14 protein-coding genes are annotated in these 17110 nt (G+C 33.3%); 12 read left to right on the top strand and 2 right to left on the bottom strand.

The genetic code is table 11. The features are described from left to right. The first annotated feature begins 88 nt into the window (after positions 1-88). From hisG to hisIE, 8 genes are all read left to right on the top strand, one after another. Entirely contained in the window at positions 89-946 is an 858-nt protein-coding gene (gene hisG, locus BUE10_RS00845; protein ID WP_073481274.1) for an ATP phosphoribosyltransferase, read from the top strand. Between the two features lie 172 nt (positions 947-1118). Next, a complete protein-coding gene (gene hisD / locus BUE10_RS00840) occupies positions 1119-2417 on the top strand; it encodes a histidinol dehydrogenase (RefSeq protein ID WP_073481273.1) in 1299 nt (432 codons plus the stop codon). An 82-nt stretch (positions 2418-2499) separates the two neighbouring features. Continuing rightward, positions 2500-3549: a histidinol-phosphate transaminase gene (gene hisC, locus BUE10_RS00835; protein ID WP_073481271.1), complete on the top strand. Its 1050-nt coding sequence runs from the start codon at positions 2500-2502 to the stop codon at positions 3547-3549. 438 nt (positions 3550-3987) lie between these two features. Further along, positions 3988-5124: a bifunctional histidinol-phosphatase/imidazoleglycerol-phosphate dehydratase HisB gene (hisB, locus tag BUE10_RS00830; RefSeq protein ID WP_073481269.1), complete on the top strand. Its 1137-nt coding sequence runs from the start codon at positions 3988-3990 to the stop codon at positions 5122-5124. Positions 5125-5191: 67 nt separating this feature from the next. Then, a complete protein-coding gene (hisH, locus tag BUE10_RS00825; RefSeq protein WP_073481267.1) occupies positions 5192-5773 on the top strand; it encodes an imidazole glycerol phosphate synthase subunit HisH in 582 nt (193 codons plus the stop codon). A 130-nt stretch (positions 5774-5903) separates the two neighbouring features. Further along, positions 5904-6629, top strand: coding sequence for a 1-(5-phosphoribosyl)-5-[(5-phosphoribosylamino)methylideneamino]imidazole-4-carboxamide isomerase (gene hisA / locus BUE10_RS00820; protein WP_073481265.1), 726 nt, complete (start codon positions 5904-5906; stop codon positions 6627-6629). Positions 6630-6733: 104 nt separating this feature from the next. Further along, entirely contained in the window at positions 6734-7489 is a 756-nt protein-coding gene (hisF, locus tag BUE10_RS00815; RefSeq protein WP_073481263.1) for an imidazole glycerol phosphate synthase subunit HisF, read from the top strand. A 104-nt stretch (positions 7490-7593) separates the two neighbouring features. After that, complete coding sequence (hisIE, locus tag BUE10_RS00810) at positions 7594-8190, top strand: bifunctional phosphoribosyl-AMP cyclohydrolase/phosphoribosyl-ATP diphosphatase HisIE (RefSeq protein WP_073481261.1); 597 nt, start codon at positions 7594-7596, stop codon at positions 8188-8190. A 189-nt stretch (positions 8191-8379) separates the two neighbouring features. Here the strand turns inward: hisIE and BUE10_RS00805 are convergent, their stop codons facing one another. After that, complete coding sequence (locus BUE10_RS00805; protein ID WP_073481260.1) at positions 8380-9078, bottom strand: carbohydrate-binding family 9-like protein; 699 nt, start codon at positions 9076-9078, stop codon at positions 8380-8382. A 114-nt stretch (positions 9079-9192) separates the two neighbouring features. Here BUE10_RS00805 and BUE10_RS00800 point away from each other — a divergent pair, with 114 nt between their 5' ends. After that, a complete protein-coding gene (locus BUE10_RS00800; RefSeq protein WP_073481258.1) occupies positions 9193-10848 on the top strand; it encodes a M1 family metallopeptidase in 1656 nt (551 codons plus the stop codon). A 147-nt stretch (positions 10849-10995) separates the two neighbouring features. After that, positions 10996-12651 carry a M1 family metallopeptidase gene (locus BUE10_RS00795; protein ID WP_073481256.1) on the top strand — a complete coding sequence of 552 codons (1656 nt, stop codon included), beginning with the start codon at positions 10996-10998 and terminating at the stop codon, positions 12649-12651. A gap of 208 nt (positions 12652-12859) precedes the next feature. On the opposite strand, the gene BUE10_RS00790 is transcribed toward BUE10_RS00795, so the two are convergent. Next, entirely contained in the window at positions 12860-14404 is a 1545-nt protein-coding gene (locus BUE10_RS00790; protein ID WP_073481254.1) for a hypothetical protein, read from the bottom strand. Positions 14405-14559: 155 nt separating this feature from the next. On the opposite strand from BUE10_RS00790, the gene BUE10_RS00785 reads away from it, so the two are divergent. Both BUE10_RS00785 and leuB read left to right on the top strand, forming a co-directional pair. After that, positions 14560-15735, top strand: coding sequence for a 2-isopropylmalate synthase (locus tag BUE10_RS00785; protein WP_073482969.1), 1176 nt, complete (start codon positions 14560-14562; stop codon positions 15733-15735). A 248-nt stretch (positions 15736-15983) separates the two neighbouring features. Continuing rightward, a complete protein-coding gene (gene leuB, locus BUE10_RS00780; protein ID WP_053474512.1) occupies positions 15984-17102 on the top strand; it encodes a 3-isopropylmalate dehydrogenase in 1119 nt (372 codons plus the stop codon). The last annotated feature ends 8 nt before the right edge of the window (positions 17103-17110 follow it).

The following is a 17110-nucleotide window of genomic DNA, read 5'->3' as shown; positions in this document are numbered from 1 at the left end:
TATTTTAAAACCCGTTTGAGTACATCAAACGGGTTTTTTTATACCAATTCTTTGTACTCAAACTATTAGTCTAACAAAAAAAAGAAAAATGAGTACTTTAAAAATTGCAATTCAAAAATCGGGTCGTTTAAACGAAGACAGCATTCAAATCCTTAAAGACTGCGGTATTTCAATCAACAACGGAATCGATCAGTTAAAAGCCGAAGCTTCAAACTTTCCTCTTGAAGTTTTGTATCTAAGAAATTCAGATATTCCGCAGTATTTAATTGACGGAGTAGTAGATTTAGCCATCGTTGGCGACAATCTTTTAGTGGAAAAAGGAAAAGAAATTGAAGTGGTACAGCGATTAGGATTTTCAAAATGCAAAGTTTCTGTTGCCGTTCCTAAAACCTTCGAATACAATTCAATTCAGGATTTAGCAGGTTTAAGAGTCGCAACTTCTTATCCAAATACAGTTAACGAATATTTCAATTCTTTCGGGTTAACTGTAGATATTCACCAAATTTCAGGTTCTGTAGAAATCGCACCAAACATTGGACTTGCCGATGCAATTGTCGATATCGTTTCAAGCGGAAGCACTTTATTCAAAAACAATCTAAAAGAAGTTGAAGTGATACTGAAAAGCGAAGCAGTTTTAGCCGTTTCACCAAAAGTTTCTCCAGAAATTCAAAAACACATCGACACCTTAAAATTCAGAATACAATCGGTTTTAAGAGCGAGAAATTCAAAATACATTTTGATGAATATTCCAAATGAGAAAATCGATGCAGTTGGAAAAATCCTTCCGGTTTTAAGAAGTTTAACCGTTCTGCCATTAGCGCAGGAAGGCTGGAGCAGTGTTCACTCTGTAATTGATAAAGATACTTTTTGGGACGTAATCGATCAATTAAAAGAAGTTGGAGCAGAAGGAATTTTAGTTTGCCCAATTGAGAAAATGGTATTGTAAAAGCAAAATGCCAATTTTTAAATTCCAAATTCCAATTCTCGACAACAGCTTTGCGAACTTATCGTTTTCTAAGCCAAAGAACAGAAAAAACCTTGCGAACTTTGCGGTAAAAACAAACACAACGTTAATAAAGCTTAAAGCCTGCAGCTTAAAGCTTAAAGCATAAAAAAAAATGAATAAAATAGATAATCCAAAACCAGATACCTGGTCTGAAATATTAAAAAGACCAACCCAAACGATTGATGATATTGAAGTTACGGTAAAAGAAATCTTCAGAGAAGTACAGAAAAAAGGAGATGAAGCCGTAGCAAAATACACTTCAATTTTTGACGGAATCACTTTAGAAAATTATGAAGTTACTGCAGCAGAAGTAAAAGAAGCAATTGCATTGATTCCGAATGAATTAAAAGAAGCAATTCAATTAGCAAAAGATAATATCTACAAGTTTCACAGCGCTCAAAAAACCGAAAGAATTGAAGTTGAAACTATTGAAGGCGTAAATTGCTGGCAGGAAAAAAGACCAATTCAAAAAATAGGATTGTATATTCCGGGCGGAACAGCACCGTTGTTTTCAACCGTTTTAATGCTGGCAGTTCCGGCTGAAATTGCAGGCTGTAAAGAAATTGTATTGTGTTCGCCTCCGGATAAAACTGGAAAAATAAATCCAGCAATTTTGTACGCCGCCAATTTATGCGGTGTAACTAAAATATTAAAAGTCGGCGGAATCCAGGCAATTGCCGGAATGACTTTCGGAACAAAATCAATTCCAAAAGTTTATAAAATTTTCGGTCCCGGAAATCAGTTTGTAACTGTGGCAAAACAATTAGCAACGCAGTTTGGTGTTGCGATTGACATGCCTGCCGGCCCATCAGAATTGTTAATTGTTGCCGATGATACTGCAGTTCCAGCCTTTGTAGCGTCAGATTTATTGTCTCAGGCAGAACACGGAACAGACAGTCAGGTCATTTTAGTTTCGACTTCTAAAAGATTAATCGACGAAGTAGAAAAAGAAATTCAATCGCAGGTAGAAGTGCTTCCAAGAAAAGCAATCGCGATAAAAGCAATCGAAAATTCGAAATTAATTTATGTCGAAAATGATCAAATCGCATTAGATTTAATTAATGAATATGGCCCGGAACACTTTATTATCTGCTCAGAATATGATGATTTCTACTGCAACGGAATCGTAAATGCAGGTTCGGTTTTCATTGGAAATTATACTCCTGAAAGTGCCGGAGATTACGCATCTGGAACAAATCACACTTTGCCTACAAATGGTTATGCTAAAAATTACAGCGGCGTAAACCTTGATAGTTTTATGAAATCAATGACTTTTCAAAAAATATCTGAAAAAGGAATTCAGAATATTGGCAAAGCAATTGAAATTATGGCTGAAGCAGAAGGTTTACAAGCGCATAAAAACGCAGTAACACTTCGTCTGAAGTCCTGCGAGGTTTCCAAAACCTCGTAGGTTTAAATAAATTTTAGATTTATAACCTTAATGAATAATACCTACAAGGTTTTGAAAACCTTGCAGGAGCAAAACTTAGAAAATGAATACTTTCGATATAAACACAATTACACGTGAAAACGTAAAATCTTTAAAGCCTTATTCGTCTGCAAGAGATGAGTTTGAAGATTTTGATACCGCCGAAATGATTTTTTTGGATGCCAATGAAAATCCGTTTCAAAATGGTGTAAATCGTTATCCAGATCCGCAGCAGAATTCGGTTAAAGCAATTTTAGCTAAAAATAACAATACAAAACAAAGTCAGATTTTATTAGGAAACGGAAGTGACGAAGTTTTAGATTTGATCTTCAGAGCTTTCTGCGAACCCAAAACAGATAATATTATAACACTTCCGCCAACATACGGAATGTACAGCGTTTTAGCGAATATAAATGCGATTGAAAACAGAGAAATTCTGCTCACAAATGATTTTCAGCCACAAGTTGAAAAGATCCTAGAAGCCGTTGATGAAAACACAAAAATCATCTTTTTATGTTCTCCAAATAACCCAACGGGAAATTCTTTTTCTGATGAAAGCGTGGTAAAACTGCTTCAAAATTTTAAAGGATTAGTTGTTATTGATGAAGCCTATATTGACTTTTCGGAGAAAGAAAGCTGGCTTATTGAAATCGACGAATATCCAAATTTGATCATTACACAAACACTTTCAAAAGCGTATGGTTTGGCTGGAATTCGTTTAGGAATCTGCTATGCGTCAGAAGCTGTTATTTCGGTTTTAAATAAAATAAAGCCGCCATATAACGTAAACGAACTGACACAGCAAAGAGCAAAAGAACGTTTAAAAGATTCGGAAAAAATAAAACAAGAAATAGCTTCTATTATTGAACAAAGAGAAGAGTTGCTTAAAGTTTTACTTGAAGTTAATTTTGTAGAAAAAGTTTGTCCAACCGAAGCCAATTTTGTTTTAGTAAAAGTAGATGACGCCAATAAAAGATACAATCAATTAATCGAAAAAGGAATCGTAATTCGAAACAGAACAACACAGCCTTTATGTGAAAACTGCCTTCGTTTTACAATTGGTATTCCAGAGGAAAATGCTGTTTTGATTAAAGAATTGAAGTTGTTGAAGTAAAGATATAGGCCACAGATGACACAGATTAAACGGATTATTTATTCCGTTTGTGTTTAGGTTTTCGCCACGAATTGCACAAATTTTCACTAATTCAATTCGTGTTAATTTGTGAAATTAGTGGCAAAAAAATATAGAATATAAAGAAAGTATAGTCCCTACAGGACAAATATTCATTTGGAGTATTTTTTTTACCGATATCTAACTCCTAACGGAGTTCTTTGAAGAGATTAAATATTTCTGGTTTTTTAAAAAGAATTATCTCGTAGAGATTAAATGTCGGTAGAAAAAAGAATTAATATCATCAACAATTGTCCCATAGGGACTACACCAATACGGATGAAATTAAATTTAAAAATTTGTGAAAATTAGTGCAATTCGTGGCAAATAAAAAAATCATTTTTAATCTGTATAATCTGTGGCAGAAAAAAATAAAAATATATGAAAAAAGTACTTTTTATCGATCGTGACGGAACGATTGTTTTAGAACCTGAAAATTACCAATTAGACAGTTTAGATAAACTGGAATTTTATCCAAAAGCCTTTCAATATCTGGCTAAAATTGCCAATGAATTAGATTACGAACTAGCAATGGTAACCAATCAGGACGGGTTAGGAACAGATAGTTTTCCTGAAAACACGTTTTGGCCAACACAGAATTTTATCTTAAAAGCTTTTGAAAACGAAGGTGTTGTATTTGATGAAATTTTTGTTGACAGAACTTTTCCTGAAGAAAATGCGCCAACACGCAAACCTAGAACGGGATTGTTGACCAAATATTTAAATAATCCTGAATATGATTTAGCAAATTCTTTTGTTTTAGGAGATCGTTTAACAGATGTTGAACTGGCGAAAAACCTTGGTGCAAAAGCTGTTTTTATGAATGACACGGATGGAATAGGAAGCAATGAAATTTCGTCTAAACGAGAGGAATTAAACGAAACGATTATTTTACAAACGATGGATTGGAAAAAAATCTATGAGTTTTTGAAACTTGAAGCACGTTCTGCGTCCATAACCCGTAAAACAAATGAAACGGATATTTATATCAATTTAAATCTTGACGGAACGGGAAAAAGTAAAATCGAAACCGGAATTGCTTTTTTTGATCATATGTTAGATCAAATTTCGCGTCACGGTCAAATGGATCTAGAGATTCTGGTAAAAGGCGATTTAGAAGTTGATGAGCACCATACAATCGAAGATACTGCAATTGCTTTAGGTGAAGTTTTCGCAAAAGCATTAGGAAATAAACTAGGAATCGAGCGTTATGGATTCTGCTTGCCAATGGACGATTGTTTAGCACAGGTTGCAATTGATTTTGGCGGAAGAAACTGGTTAGTTTGGGAAACTGAATTTAAGCGTGAAATGGTTGGAAAAATGCCAACAGAAATGTTCTATCATTTTTTTAAATCATTTTCTGACGGAGCAAAAGCCAATTTAAATATCAAAGCTGAAGGAATCAACGAACATCATAAAATTGAAGCTATTTTTAAAGCTTTCGCAAAAGCCATAAAAGTAGCTGTAAAAAGAGATACCGAAAAAATGATTTTGCCTTCAACGAAAGGAATGTTGTAAAACGCTATATGCTATAAGCAATAGGCAATAAGCCTAAAGCTTACGGCTTAAAGCTTAAAGCTTTTTTATGAAAATAGTAATTATAAATTACGGAGCAGGAAATATTCAGAGCATTATGTTTGCTATTGAAAGATTGGGTTTTAAAGCTGTTTTAAGTAATAATCCAGAAGAAATTCAGGCGGCAGATAAAGTGATTTTCCCTGGAGTTGGTGAAGCAAGTTCGGCAATGACAAAACTTCGTGAAAGCGGTTTAGATAGTTTGATTCCGACTTTGAAACAGCCTGTTTTAGGAATTTGCCTTGGAATGCAGTTGATGTGTAATTCATCTGAAGAAGGAAACACAAAAGGCTTAGGCATTTTTGATGTTGATGTGATAAAGTTTACAAATCAGGTAAAAGTACCTCAAATGGGATGGAATCAGATTTATAACTTAAAATCGGATTTATTTACATCTATTCCTGAAAATGAGTTTATGTATTTGGTTCATAGTTTTTATGCTCCAAATTGCGCAGAAACCATTGCAACAACAAATTACGATTTAGAATATGCATCGGCTTTACAAAAAGATAATTTTTACGGTACTCAGTTTCACCCAGAAAAAAGCGGTGCTGTTGGGGAGAAGATCTTAGAGAATTTTTTAAAAATGTAAATTTTAAAATTCCAATTTCTTAAATCCCAAATTCCAATATCAAAAATCAATTTCAATCAAAATGTCAGTTTAGAAAATAATCTAAAATCTAAAATCAGAAATCTAAAATCAGAAATCTAAAATATCAAAAATGAGAATAATACCAGCCATAGATATCATTGACGGAAAATGTGTTCGTTTATCAAAAGGGGATTATGATACAAAAATAATTTACAATGAAAATCCGCTTGAAGTAGCGAAATCATTTGAAGCACATGGAATTGAGTATCTGCATTTAGTAGATTTAGATGGTGCGAAATCTAGCAAAATTGTCAATTATAAGATTTTGGAACAAATTGCTTCACAAACAACTTTAAAAATTGATTTCGGCGGCGGATTAAAATCAGATGATGATTTGAGAATTGCTTTTGAAAGCGGTGCAAATCAAATTACAGGTGGAAGTATTGCGGTAAAAAACAGAGCCATTTTCGAAAAATGGATTTCAGAATACGGTTCTGATAAAATTATTTTAGGCGCTGACGCAAAAGAGGAGAAAATAGCAGTTTCAGGCTGGTTAGAAGACTCAAATGAAGATTTGATTCCGTTTATTCAGGATTATCAAACTAAAGGAATTCAGTATGTTATTTGCACCGATATTGCCAAAGACGGAATGCTTGAAGGGCCGAGTTTTGATCTTTATGGCAAAATTTTAGAAGAAGCAAACGGGGTAAAACTAATTGCTTCGGGCGGAATTTCAACTTTTGATGAATTACCTAAATTAGCTGAATTAGGCTGTGAAGGAACCATTATTGGGAAAGCGATTTATGAAGGAAGAATTACATTAAAGCAGCTTGAAAATTATATTTTAAATAAATAAGATTATTTCGCAAAGATGCACGAAGTAAAACACAAAGATTCACTAAAAAAAATCTTTGCGAATCTCTGCGTTATCTTTGTGAATCTCTGTGAAACAACAAAAAGATGTTAGCAAAAAGAATCATACCCTGCTTAGATATAAAAAACGGAAGAACCGTAAAAGGCGTTAACTTTGTTGACTTGCGTGATGCAGGAGACCCTGTAGAACTAGCAGAAATTTACTCAGCAGAAGGAGCGGATGAATTGGTTTTTCTTGATATTTCGGCAACAGAAGAGCGACGTAAAACGCTGGTTAATATGGTGCGAAGTGTAGCGGAAAAAATCAATATTCCGTTTACAGTTGGCGGCGGGATTTCGTCTGTTGAAGATGTTGAAATTCTGCTGAATAACGGAGCAGATAAAGTTTCGATTAATTCATCGGCAGTAAAAAATCCGCAATTAATCAATGACTTGGCACAGAAATTTGGAAGCCAATGTGTTGTAGTGGCAATCGATGCCAAACAAATTGACGGACAATGGATTGTACATTTAGTGGGTGGAAAAGTGCCAACGGAATTAAATTTATTCGATTGGGCTGTAGAAGTTGCAGAACGCGGTGCCGGCGAAATATTATTCACATCAATGGATAACGACGGAACTAAAAATGGTTTTGCAAACGAAGCTTTGGCTAAATTATCAACCTTAATTAATATTCCGATAATTGCTTCGGGCGGAGCTGGAAATATTCAGCATTTCGTAGATTCTTTTAAAGAAGGAAAAGCAGATGCGGCTTTGGCAGCGAGTGTTTTTCACTTTAAAGAAATTGAGATAAAAGCTTTGAAACAAGAGCTTAGGTATAATGGTATTGAAGTTAGACTTTAAAAAAGAAGCAAGAAGCAAGAAGCAAGAAGAAAGAGAAGATTCAAAATAAAAAAATAATAAGATTTCAGAGAATCAAATCTAAAATCTAAAATCTAAAATCTAAAATGGAAATCGATATAAAAAGCGCACACGGATTGATTCCGGCAATAATTCAGGATTCAGAAACAAAAAATGTTTTGATGCTGGGTTATATGAACGAAGAATCGCTTCAAAAAACAATAGAAACACAAAAAGTAACATTCTTTAGCCGATCCAAACAAAGACTTTGGACAAAAGGCGAGGAGAGCGGTAACTTTTTAAACTTGGTAAGTATTAAAAACGACTGCGACGGCGATACGCTTTTAATTCAGGCAAAACCTGTCGGGCCGACGTGTCATACAGGCGCAGATACTTGCTGGCAGGAAGAAAACAAGGAAAATTACGGTTTTATTTCTCAGTTAGAAAATACAATCAAAACCCGTAGAGAAAATGCTGATTCTGAGAAAAGTTATGTTGCTTCATTATTCGAAAAAGGAATCAATAAAATTGCCCAAAAAGTAGGCGAAGAAGCTGTAGAAGTTGTCATCGAAGCAAAAGATGATAATGATGATTTATTCCTTAGCGAAAGTGCTGATTTACTTTTTCATTATTTGATTTTATTACAGGCAAAAGGTTTTCAGTTGAATGATGTTGTTGATGTTTTGAAAAAGCGCCAGAAGTAATATTAATATTATTTTAATGGAAGAATGTCAGACTGAGCGAAGTCGAAGTCCCGCAAAAGTGATTCAGCAAACGGGACTTCGACTTCGCTCAGTCTGACAAAAATTGCGGTTAACAAAAAGGAAAAAATCCGTATAAATCCACGCTTTCGCATAGCGAATCCGTGTCATCTGCGTGCCATCTCGCAAAGCTTACTCCACAAACTCAAAAACAGCAAATTCTTCTGGATGATGAAATCCAAATTTTAAACTTTTATAATTCTGTAAAGCAAGATATTCAGTTGTATTACCGTAATCAATCCTAAAAGTATTGGCTTTCCATTTTGTACCAATTGTTGGTTTCATAAAATTTCCGTTTTCAATTTTTTCTAAGCTTGAAAAAGGGATTTTAATTTCGGTATCAAAACCTTCAGGAGTTATTTTGCTCACAGCTTCTAATCCTTCAATATCAAAATTCATTGCCGTTTTCCAGCCTCCGCATTCAGGAGAAATACACTTTATAAGCATATCGTAATAAGTTGAATATGCATTCACACCAATTTCAAGATAATTTTTTCCATCGCCATCCGGATCAATAAAAACTTCTACTAAATCATCAGCTTCATAAATTTTTGAATCTTTTTTCTGAGCCTTTCCAACTATTTTCGAATCTATGGAACGATAGGCGATATAAAGGTTTTCGTCATTCCACGAAAGTGAAACCATTGTGTTTTGTGTTGCTTTTTCACCGGAATTATGAATTACAAACGGGCCTAAAAATGGTGTTTTCCAATCGGTTAAATCTCCGTCAATTGTTATTTTATCGCTTGTTTTATGAACGGGAAATGTCTGTGAATAAGTATGTATTGAATACAGGAATATCAAAAGGAATAAAAACGAGCTAAATTTCATAAAACTGGTAAATTTTAGCTAAAATAAAAAAACAATACTGTATATGAATACAAATCTGTAACATAAATTAAAAATTTATACTAATATTATAACTAATTCAAAACTTAATTTATAATGAAAAAATACGTTGGAAGTGTTATAATAGCTTTTCTAATTGGTTTTGCTGCCAATGCTCAAGGACTTATGAATAAGTCCGAAACCGTTTTTACACATCAGGATACTTTACGCGGGAGCATTACAAAAGAAAGAGCCTGGTGGGATTTAAAATATTATCATCTGGATATAAAAGTAAATCCTGCAGACAAAACTATATCTGGTTCAAATACGGTTCGTTATACTGTTTTAACAGAGAACAATAAAATGCAGATCGATTTGCAGGAACCAATGAATATCACGAAAGTAACACAGAACGGAAAAGAATTAAAATTTGAAAGAGACGGAAATGCATTTTTCATTACTTTAACTGAAAATCAAAAAGTTGGCGAAACGAAAGAAATCATAGTTTCTTTTGGCGGAATACCTAAAGAAGCCGTAAGACCGCCATGGGATGGAGGAATTACATGGCAGAAAGATAAAAACGGAAAAGATTTCATCGCTTCATCTTGTCAGGGTTTGGGCGCGAGCGTTTGGTGGCCTTGTAAAGATCATATGTATGATGAAGTCGAAAATATGTTGATTAGCGTAAATGTTCCGGGACATTTAACGGATGTTTCTAACGGAAGATTACAAAGCGTTAAAAAACAAAAAGACGGAACAAAAACCTTTAATTGGTATGTTTCAAACCCAATTAATAATTATGGGATAAATATAAATATTGGAGATTACGTTAACTTTTCTGAGAAATTTAAAGGAGAAAAAGGCGATTTAGACTGCAATTATTATGTTTTGAGAGATAATCTTGAAATTGCTAAAAAACATTTTCAGGATGCTCCAAAAATGCTGAAAGCTTTTGAAAACTGGTTTGGACCTTATCCGTTTTACGAAGACAGTTATAAATTAGTTGAAGTTCCGTATTTAGGGATGGAACATCAAAGTTCTGTGACTTACGGAAATGACTATCAAAATGGTTATAAGGGAAACGATCTAAGCGGAACAGGCTGGGGATTAAAATTTGATTATATTATTATTCATGAATCTGGACATGAATGGTTTGCAAATAATATTACGTATAAAGACATTGCAGATATGTGGATTCATGAGAGTTTTACAACTTATTCTGAATCGCTTTTTATTGAGTATTATTACGGAAAAGACGCCGCAAATGAATATATAAGAGGAATTAGAAAAGTGATTACCAATAAAAAACCAATTATTGGCTATTATGATGTAAACGTTGAAGGATCTGGCGATATGTATCCAAAAGGAGCGAATATAATTCATACGATTCGTCAGGTTATAAATGATGATGCCAAATTCAAATCGATTTTGAGAGGTTTAAATAAAACTTTTTACCATCAAACGGTTACAACAAAACAAATTGAAGATTATATAAGTAAAGAATCGGGAATTAATTTGAGTCCGGTTTTTGATCAGTATTTAAGAACACCTCAGGTTCCAACTTTTGAATATTATTTTCAAAATCAAAAATTGGTTTATCACTGGATCAATTGTGTAGAAAATTTTGATCTTCCTTTAAAAGTTACTTTAAACGGTGTTGAAACATGGTTAAGACCAACAACAGACTGGAAAGCAGAAAATGTAAAGGATGATAAATCAACTTTGGCTGTTGACAAAAACTTTTACGTGACAGAATTTAATATCACAAATTAAACTTCGGAAATAATTAAAAAAGAAACCCAATAAATTTGATCGTTTATCGGGTTTCTTTTTTTAGGAAGAAATCATAAAATTTTAGAAATCTTAATTCGAATGTTTACATTTGTTACAGATTGATTTCAAAATAATACCATTTTACTAATGAAAAATTACTTCGGAAGCATTTTTACTGCTTTTTTAATTGGTTTTAGTGCCAATGCCCAGGGGCTTCTTAATAAAGGAGAAACCGTTTTTACACATCAGGATACTTTACGCGGAAGCATAACAAAAGAAAGAGCCTGGTGGGATTTAAAATACTATCATCTTGATGTAAAAGTTAATCCTAAAGAAAAAGCGATTTCAGGTTCTAACACAGTTCGTTATACTGTTTTAACAGAGAATAACAGAATGCAGATTGATTTGCAGGAGCCTATGAAAATTACGAAAGTAACGCAGGATAAGAAAGAATTAAAATTTGAAAGAGACGGAAATGCATTCTTCATCACTTTAACTGAAAAGCAGAAAGTTGGTGATACTAAAGAAATAGTGATCTCTTTTGAAGGAAAACCTAAAGAAGCCGTGAGAGCGCCGTGGGATGGCGGATTTTCTTGGAAAAAAGATAAAAACGGAAAAGATTTTATTGCTACATCTTGTCAGGGTTTAGGTGCCAGCGTTTGGTGGCCAAATAAAGACCATATGTATGATGAAGTAGAAAATATGTTAATCAGCGTGAATGTTCCGGGAGATTTAACGGATGTTTCTAACGGAAGATTACAAAGTGTTAAAAAAGAAAAAGACGGAACAAAAACCTTCAATTGGTACGTTTCAAACCCAATTAATAATTACGGTGTAAATATTAATATTGGTGATTACGTTAATTTCTCTGAGGTTTATAAAGGAGAAAAAGGCGATTTAGACTGTAATTATTATGTTTTAAGAGATAATCTGGCTTTGGCAAAAGAACAGTTTAAAGATGCTGGAAGAATGTTGAAAGCTTTTGAAAACTGGTTTGGACCTTATCCTTGGTATGAAGACAGTTATAAATTGGTAGAAGTTCCGTATTTAGGAATGGAACACCAAAGTTCTGTAACGTACGGAAACCAATATAAAAACGGTTATTTAGGCCGTGATTTAAGCGGAACGGGCTGGGGATTAAAATTTGATTTTATTATTATTCACGAATCTGGCCACGAATGGTTTGCCAATAATATTACGTATAAAGATATTGCTGATATGTGGGTTCACGAGAGTTTTACAAATTACTCTGAAAGCCTTTTCATTGAATATTATTACGGAAAAGATGCTGCGGCTGAATACATTATCGGATGCAGAAAAAATATTAAAAACGACACTCCAATTATCGGACATTATGATGTAAATAATGAAGGCTCTGGAGATATGTACCCAAAAGGTGCTTCAATGCTGCACATGATTCGTCAGGTTATTAATGATGATGCAAAATGGAGATCGATTTTGAGAGGAATGAATAAAACGTTCTATCATCAAACGGTTACTGGTAAACAAATTCAGGATTATATCAACGAGCAATCCGGAATTAATTTCAACAGAGTTTATGCACAATATTTGACTACAACGCAAATTCCGGTTTTTGAATACATGTTTAAAAACGGAACGTTCGGATATCACTGGACAAATTGTGTGGCTAAATTTGATATGCCGGTTAGAGTAAAATTAAACGGTGTTGAAACTTGGTTAAAACCAACAACAGAATGGCAGTCTGAAAAAACAACTAATGAAGATAGAAAAGTAGAAGTTGATAAGGATTTTTATGTAACGACTTCTAATATAATCGAATAAAGTTTTTTAAAATTCTAAAATATAAAATCCCAAATTCCAATTATGGAGTTTGGGATTTTTTGCGTTTAGTAAACCCGACAGGTTTTAAAAACCTGTCGGGTTTGATGCGAAGTAATTTTGCGCGGAAACCTTTGTCAAAGTTTTAAACTTTGACAAAGGTCGTAACGTAAACTATTTGGAATTTGGAATTTAAAAATTGGAATTTAAATTATCGACTATTCAACTTCGCCTTTTCCTTAATTATATCCGCAATTTTACGATTCTCAATTTTACTTTCAAGCCATGAAATAATATCAAGATATAAGAAAGCTCTTTTTTCATAAGTATTCTTTTCAAGCTCTACAAAACGAGCGTGCATTTTCTTGAATTCCTTTTTGATATCAGCAGGGTAAAAGTTGTTCAGGTTTCTTAAAAACTTAATGATTTCCTTTTGAACTTCATGCAAGTCATTCATTTTCAATAAGAACTTGTATGTGCTTTTAAGATGATTTTCTAAATAATAATCTTTTCCTAATTCATAATGTGCAATTAAAGACAAAAGTCTGGCAAAGCACATTAAATCTTCACGCATGGTTAAGTTCTTGTTGTTGATGATTTTATCTAAGTAAAGAATACATTCATTGTATTTTTCATTTCCAAAATAAATAGAAGCGATTTTATAGAAAAACAACATTTCGTGATGTTCATCAAGATGTTCGCTGTGTAATTTTAATTTTTCTAAAATCTCTGGAATTAAATATTCACTTTCGGCAAAAGTACCTTCCAAAATATGTAAATTCAGTTTATTGTTATAGATGTAAAGAAATGATAGTGATGCAATGTTATCGTTTACCGGAAATTTTGGATCCTGAATGGTTTCTTCTAAAAGTGAAAGATATCTTTTGAAATTCGACGTATATTTCAGCATATAAAGCGACTCCAGAAAATAGTGGTTTCCTTTTAAGAAAAATACCGGATTCAGATAAATCATATTCGGATTATCATAAAAAAGCTGAACCCATTTATAAGCAAACTTATAACTTGCTAAAAAGTCCTGAACCAGGAAGCTTCGCCATAAATTAGCATTGTAAAACCAGTATTTTTCGCGGAAACCAAATTTACTTTCGTCTAGTTTTGCAATATGTTTGTTGAAATAGTCATCAATATATTTATACTCTTCATCGCTTTTTACGTAACCCGTTTTCAGCATGATTCCGTATAATTGAAGCGAAAGATTTGATAATTTACTTGAAATAGTATTTCTGTAATTTAATTCTTTGGCCTGAATAACCAGCTCGTCGGCGCGGCCCTGAATACTTCGGGTAATATATTGTGATTCGATTAGTTTTTCAAATTCTACAATTTCATAAGCCATTAATTTTTCGTCGTTTTCTAAAGCCTGCTGTTTTGTTTTGTCCAGAATTTTTAAACTCTGTTTATACAAACCTTTATTATATAGAATCACAGCAAAATCAATTTGTTCACGTAACTGATAACGAATGTTCTGGCTGGGAATATTCAAACGAATACTTACCAAAATTTGTTTGTATAAGTATGATTTTAAGTTAGATAACTGTACTTTTTTGATACTTCCGCTCTTCAAAATCAGCTTTTCATCATAGGTTTCAGATTTATCTAAAATATTGAATAATTCAATGAATTTAGTATTCGAACTTGTCTCTAATCGGCTTGCAAAAATTTTAAACTGCCTTTTTTCAGATTTGGAAAGTGATTTTATCAGAACAAATAAGGAATCTTTTTGATGGTTAGCCATTGTAAAAAATAATAATATAACTTATTGATTGCTAGTTGTTTATCTTGTTATAAATTGTGTTATGAACAGTATAATTTCATTAAAATGAATTTCGTACTGCGATTGTACAATATATATTTGTTATCAAGATGTGAAATTACATTAAATAAATGAATATGAATAGAGAGAAAGTTCAAATTTTTGACACCACATTACGCGACGGTGAACAAGTTCCAGGATGTAAGTTAGATACTAAGCAAAAATTAGTTATCGCAGAACGACTAGACAAAATGGGAGTTGATATTATCGAAGCCGGTTTCCCTGTGTCAAGTCCGGGCGATTTTTTATCGGTCTCTGAGATTTGTAAAATTGTAGAAAATGCAACCGTCTGCGGATTGACAAGAGCCGTAAAAAATGACATTGATGTTGCTGCAGCTGCTTTAAAGCACGCTAAAAGACCTAGAATCCATACCGGAATCGGAACTTCAGAATCTCATATACTCCATAAATTACAAACTACCCCGGAAGATATTATTGCAAGAGCAAAATTTGCAGTAGCTCACGCAAAAACATATGTAGAAGATGTTGAATTCTATGCAGAAGATGCTGGTAGAACAGACAATGCTTTCCTTGCAAAAGTTTGCGAAGAAGTAATTAAATCTGGTGCAACTGTATTAAATATTCCTGATACAACAGGATATTGTCTTCCAGAAGAATACGGAGCAAAAATTAAATATTTAAAAGAAAACGTAAAAGGAATCGAAAACGTAATCCTTTCATGTCACTGTCATAATGATTTAGGAATGGCAACTGCAAACTCAATTGCAGGAGCTATAAATGGTGCAAGACAAATAGAATGTACTATTAATGGTATTGGAGAAAGAGCAGGAAATACAGCACTTGAAGAAGTGGTAATGATTTTCAAACAACATCCATACTTAAATTTAGATACAAACATTAATACTAGAGAATTAAACGAAATGAGTCGTTTGGTTTCTGAAAGTATGGGAATGATTGTACAGCCAAATAAAGCGATCGTAGGAGCAAATGCTTTTGCACACAGTTCTGGAATTCATCAGGATGGTGTTATCAAAAACAGAGCAACTTATGAAATCATGGATCCGCTTGATGTTGGTGTAAACGAATCTTCAATCATCTTGACTGCAAGAAGCGGAAGAGCAGCATTAGCTTACCGTGCTAAAAAAGTAGGTTACGAGTTGACTAAAGTACAATTAGACATTGTATATATTGAGTTCCTGAAATTTGCAGATATCAAAAAAGAAGTTGTAGATGCAGATATTCACCAAATTATCGAAGCTTCTAAAATTGAAGGTGATTTAATTAGAAGCTAGTTGAAAAGAAAATAGAGAATAGAAAATAGAGCAAAGAAGCAAGATAAAAAACTTTAACACATAGAAACATAGGTTTTAAATGTGTTAGAGAATAAAAAAAGAAACTAGTTTCTAACACATAGCTATGTTTGTTAATGCAAGTGAAACGCCTTTTTAAGCTTGCAAAATCTATGATTCTATGTGTTTAAAAATAATTACAACAAAAAGAAAAAAATAACAAAGATTTAAATCATAAAGAACGAGACGTTATGAATTTGAAAATAGCAGTTTTACCAGGAGACGGAATTGGACCAGAGGTTATTGCGCAGGCCAAAAAAGCATTATACGCTATTGGTGAAGTGTACAATCATGAATTTGTTTTTGAAGAAGCACTCATGGGTGCTATCGCCATTGACAAAACTGGAAACCCGCTGCCGGAACAAACTTTAAATCTTTGTTTAAATACTGATGCTGTTTTATTTGGCGCCATTGGTGATCCTAAATACGATAATAATCCAAATGCAAAAGTTCGTCCGGAGCAGGGATTATTGAAACTTCGTAAAGAATTAGGATTGTTTGCTAACATTCGCCCAATAAAACCTTATAAGGCATTAGTTGACGCATCTCCTTTAAAAAGAGAAATTATCGAAGGTGCAGATTTTACTATTTTCAGAGAATTAACAGGCGGTGCTTATTTTGGAGCTAAAACATTAAATGAAGAAGGAACACATGCTTCAGATTTATGTGAATATTCAGAAGAAGAAATTACAAGAATTGCACATTTAGCTTTTAAATCGGCACAAAACCGACGCAAAAAGCTGACTATGGTTGACAAAGCTAATGTTTTGGAAACTTCAAGATTATGGAGAAAAGTTGTTCAAAAAGTGGGCGAAAGCTACCCAGATGTTCTTTTAGACTTTTTATTTGTTGATAACGCAGCCATGCAAATCATCTTAAATCCGAAACAATTTGATGTGATTTTGACAGAAAATTTATTTGGAGATATTTTATCAGATGAAGCAAGTGTAATTACAGGTTCAATTGGTTTATTGGCTTCGGCATCTTTAGGAGAAAAAAATGCGCTTTTCGAACCAATCCATGGATCTTATCCTCAGGCAAAAGGAAAAAATATTGCCAATCCAATTGCTTCAATTTTATCAGCAGCAATGTTGTTAGAGCATTTCGGATTGTTTACAGAAGCAAATGTGATTTATAAAGCTATTGAAAAAGCTATTGAATATAAAGTAGTTACAGTTGACTTAAAACCAGATTCAAAATTCGGTACAAATGAAGTAGGGGAGTTTGTTTCAAATGTTATTTTCAGCAAAGATGACCTGTTATATTTCAGAAATGACAATGTTCATATCGGACAGTCGACAATAGTTTAAAGTTTTTA

This window comes from Flavobacterium sp. CF108 (assembly GCF_900129795.1).
Lineage (GTDB): Bacteria > Bacteroidota > Bacteroidia > Flavobacteriales > Flavobacteriaceae > Flavobacterium.
This window is presented reverse-complemented; position numbering and strand designations above follow the sequence as displayed.

Bases quoted from the DNA above. Each gene is read 5' to 3' on its own strand.
- hisG (WP_073481274.1), top strand. From the start codon at position 89: ATGAGTACTTTAAAAATTGCAATTCAAAAATCGGGTCGTTTAAACGAA.
- hisD (WP_073481273.1), top strand. From the start codon at position 1,119: ATGAATAAAATAGATAATCCAAAACCAGATACCTGGTCTGAAATATTA.
- hisC (WP_073481271.1), top strand. From the start codon at position 2,500: ATGAATACTTTCGATATAAACACAATTACACGTGAAAACGTAAAATCT.
- hisB (WP_073481269.1), top strand. From the start codon at position 3,988: ATGAAAAAAGTACTTTTTATCGATCGTGACGGAACGATTGTTTTAGAA.
- hisH (WP_073481267.1), top strand. From the start codon at position 5,192: ATGAAAATAGTAATTATAAATTACGGAGCAGGAAATATTCAGAGCATT.
- hisA (WP_073481265.1), top strand. From the start codon at position 5,904: ATGAGAATAATACCAGCCATAGATATCATTGACGGAAAATGTGTTCGT.
- hisF (WP_073481263.1), top strand. From the start codon at position 6,734: ATGTTAGCAAAAAGAATCATACCCTGCTTAGATATAAAAAACGGAAGA.
- hisIE (WP_073481261.1), top strand. From the start codon at position 7,594: ATGGAAATCGATATAAAAAGCGCACACGGATTGATTCCGGCAATAATT.
- BUE10_RS00805 (WP_073481260.1), bottom strand. From the start codon at position 9,078: ATGAAATTTAGCTCGTTTTTATTCCTTTTGATATTCCTGTATTCAATA.
- BUE10_RS00800 (WP_073481258.1), top strand. From the start codon at position 9,193: ATGAAAAAATACGTTGGAAGTGTTATAATAGCTTTTCTAATTGGTTTT.
- BUE10_RS00795 (WP_073481256.1), top strand. From the start codon at position 10,996: ATGAAAAATTACTTCGGAAGCATTTTTACTGCTTTTTTAATTGGTTTT.
- BUE10_RS00790 (WP_073481254.1), bottom strand. From the start codon at position 14,404: ATGGCTAACCATCAAAAAGATTCCTTATTTGTTCTGATAAAATCACTT.
- BUE10_RS00785 (WP_073482969.1), top strand. From the start codon at position 14,560: ATGAATAGAGAGAAAGTTCAAATTTTTGACACCACATTACGCGACGGT.
- leuB (WP_053474512.1), top strand. From the start codon at position 15,984: ATGAATTTGAAAATAGCAGTTTTACCAGGAGACGGAATTGGACCAGAG.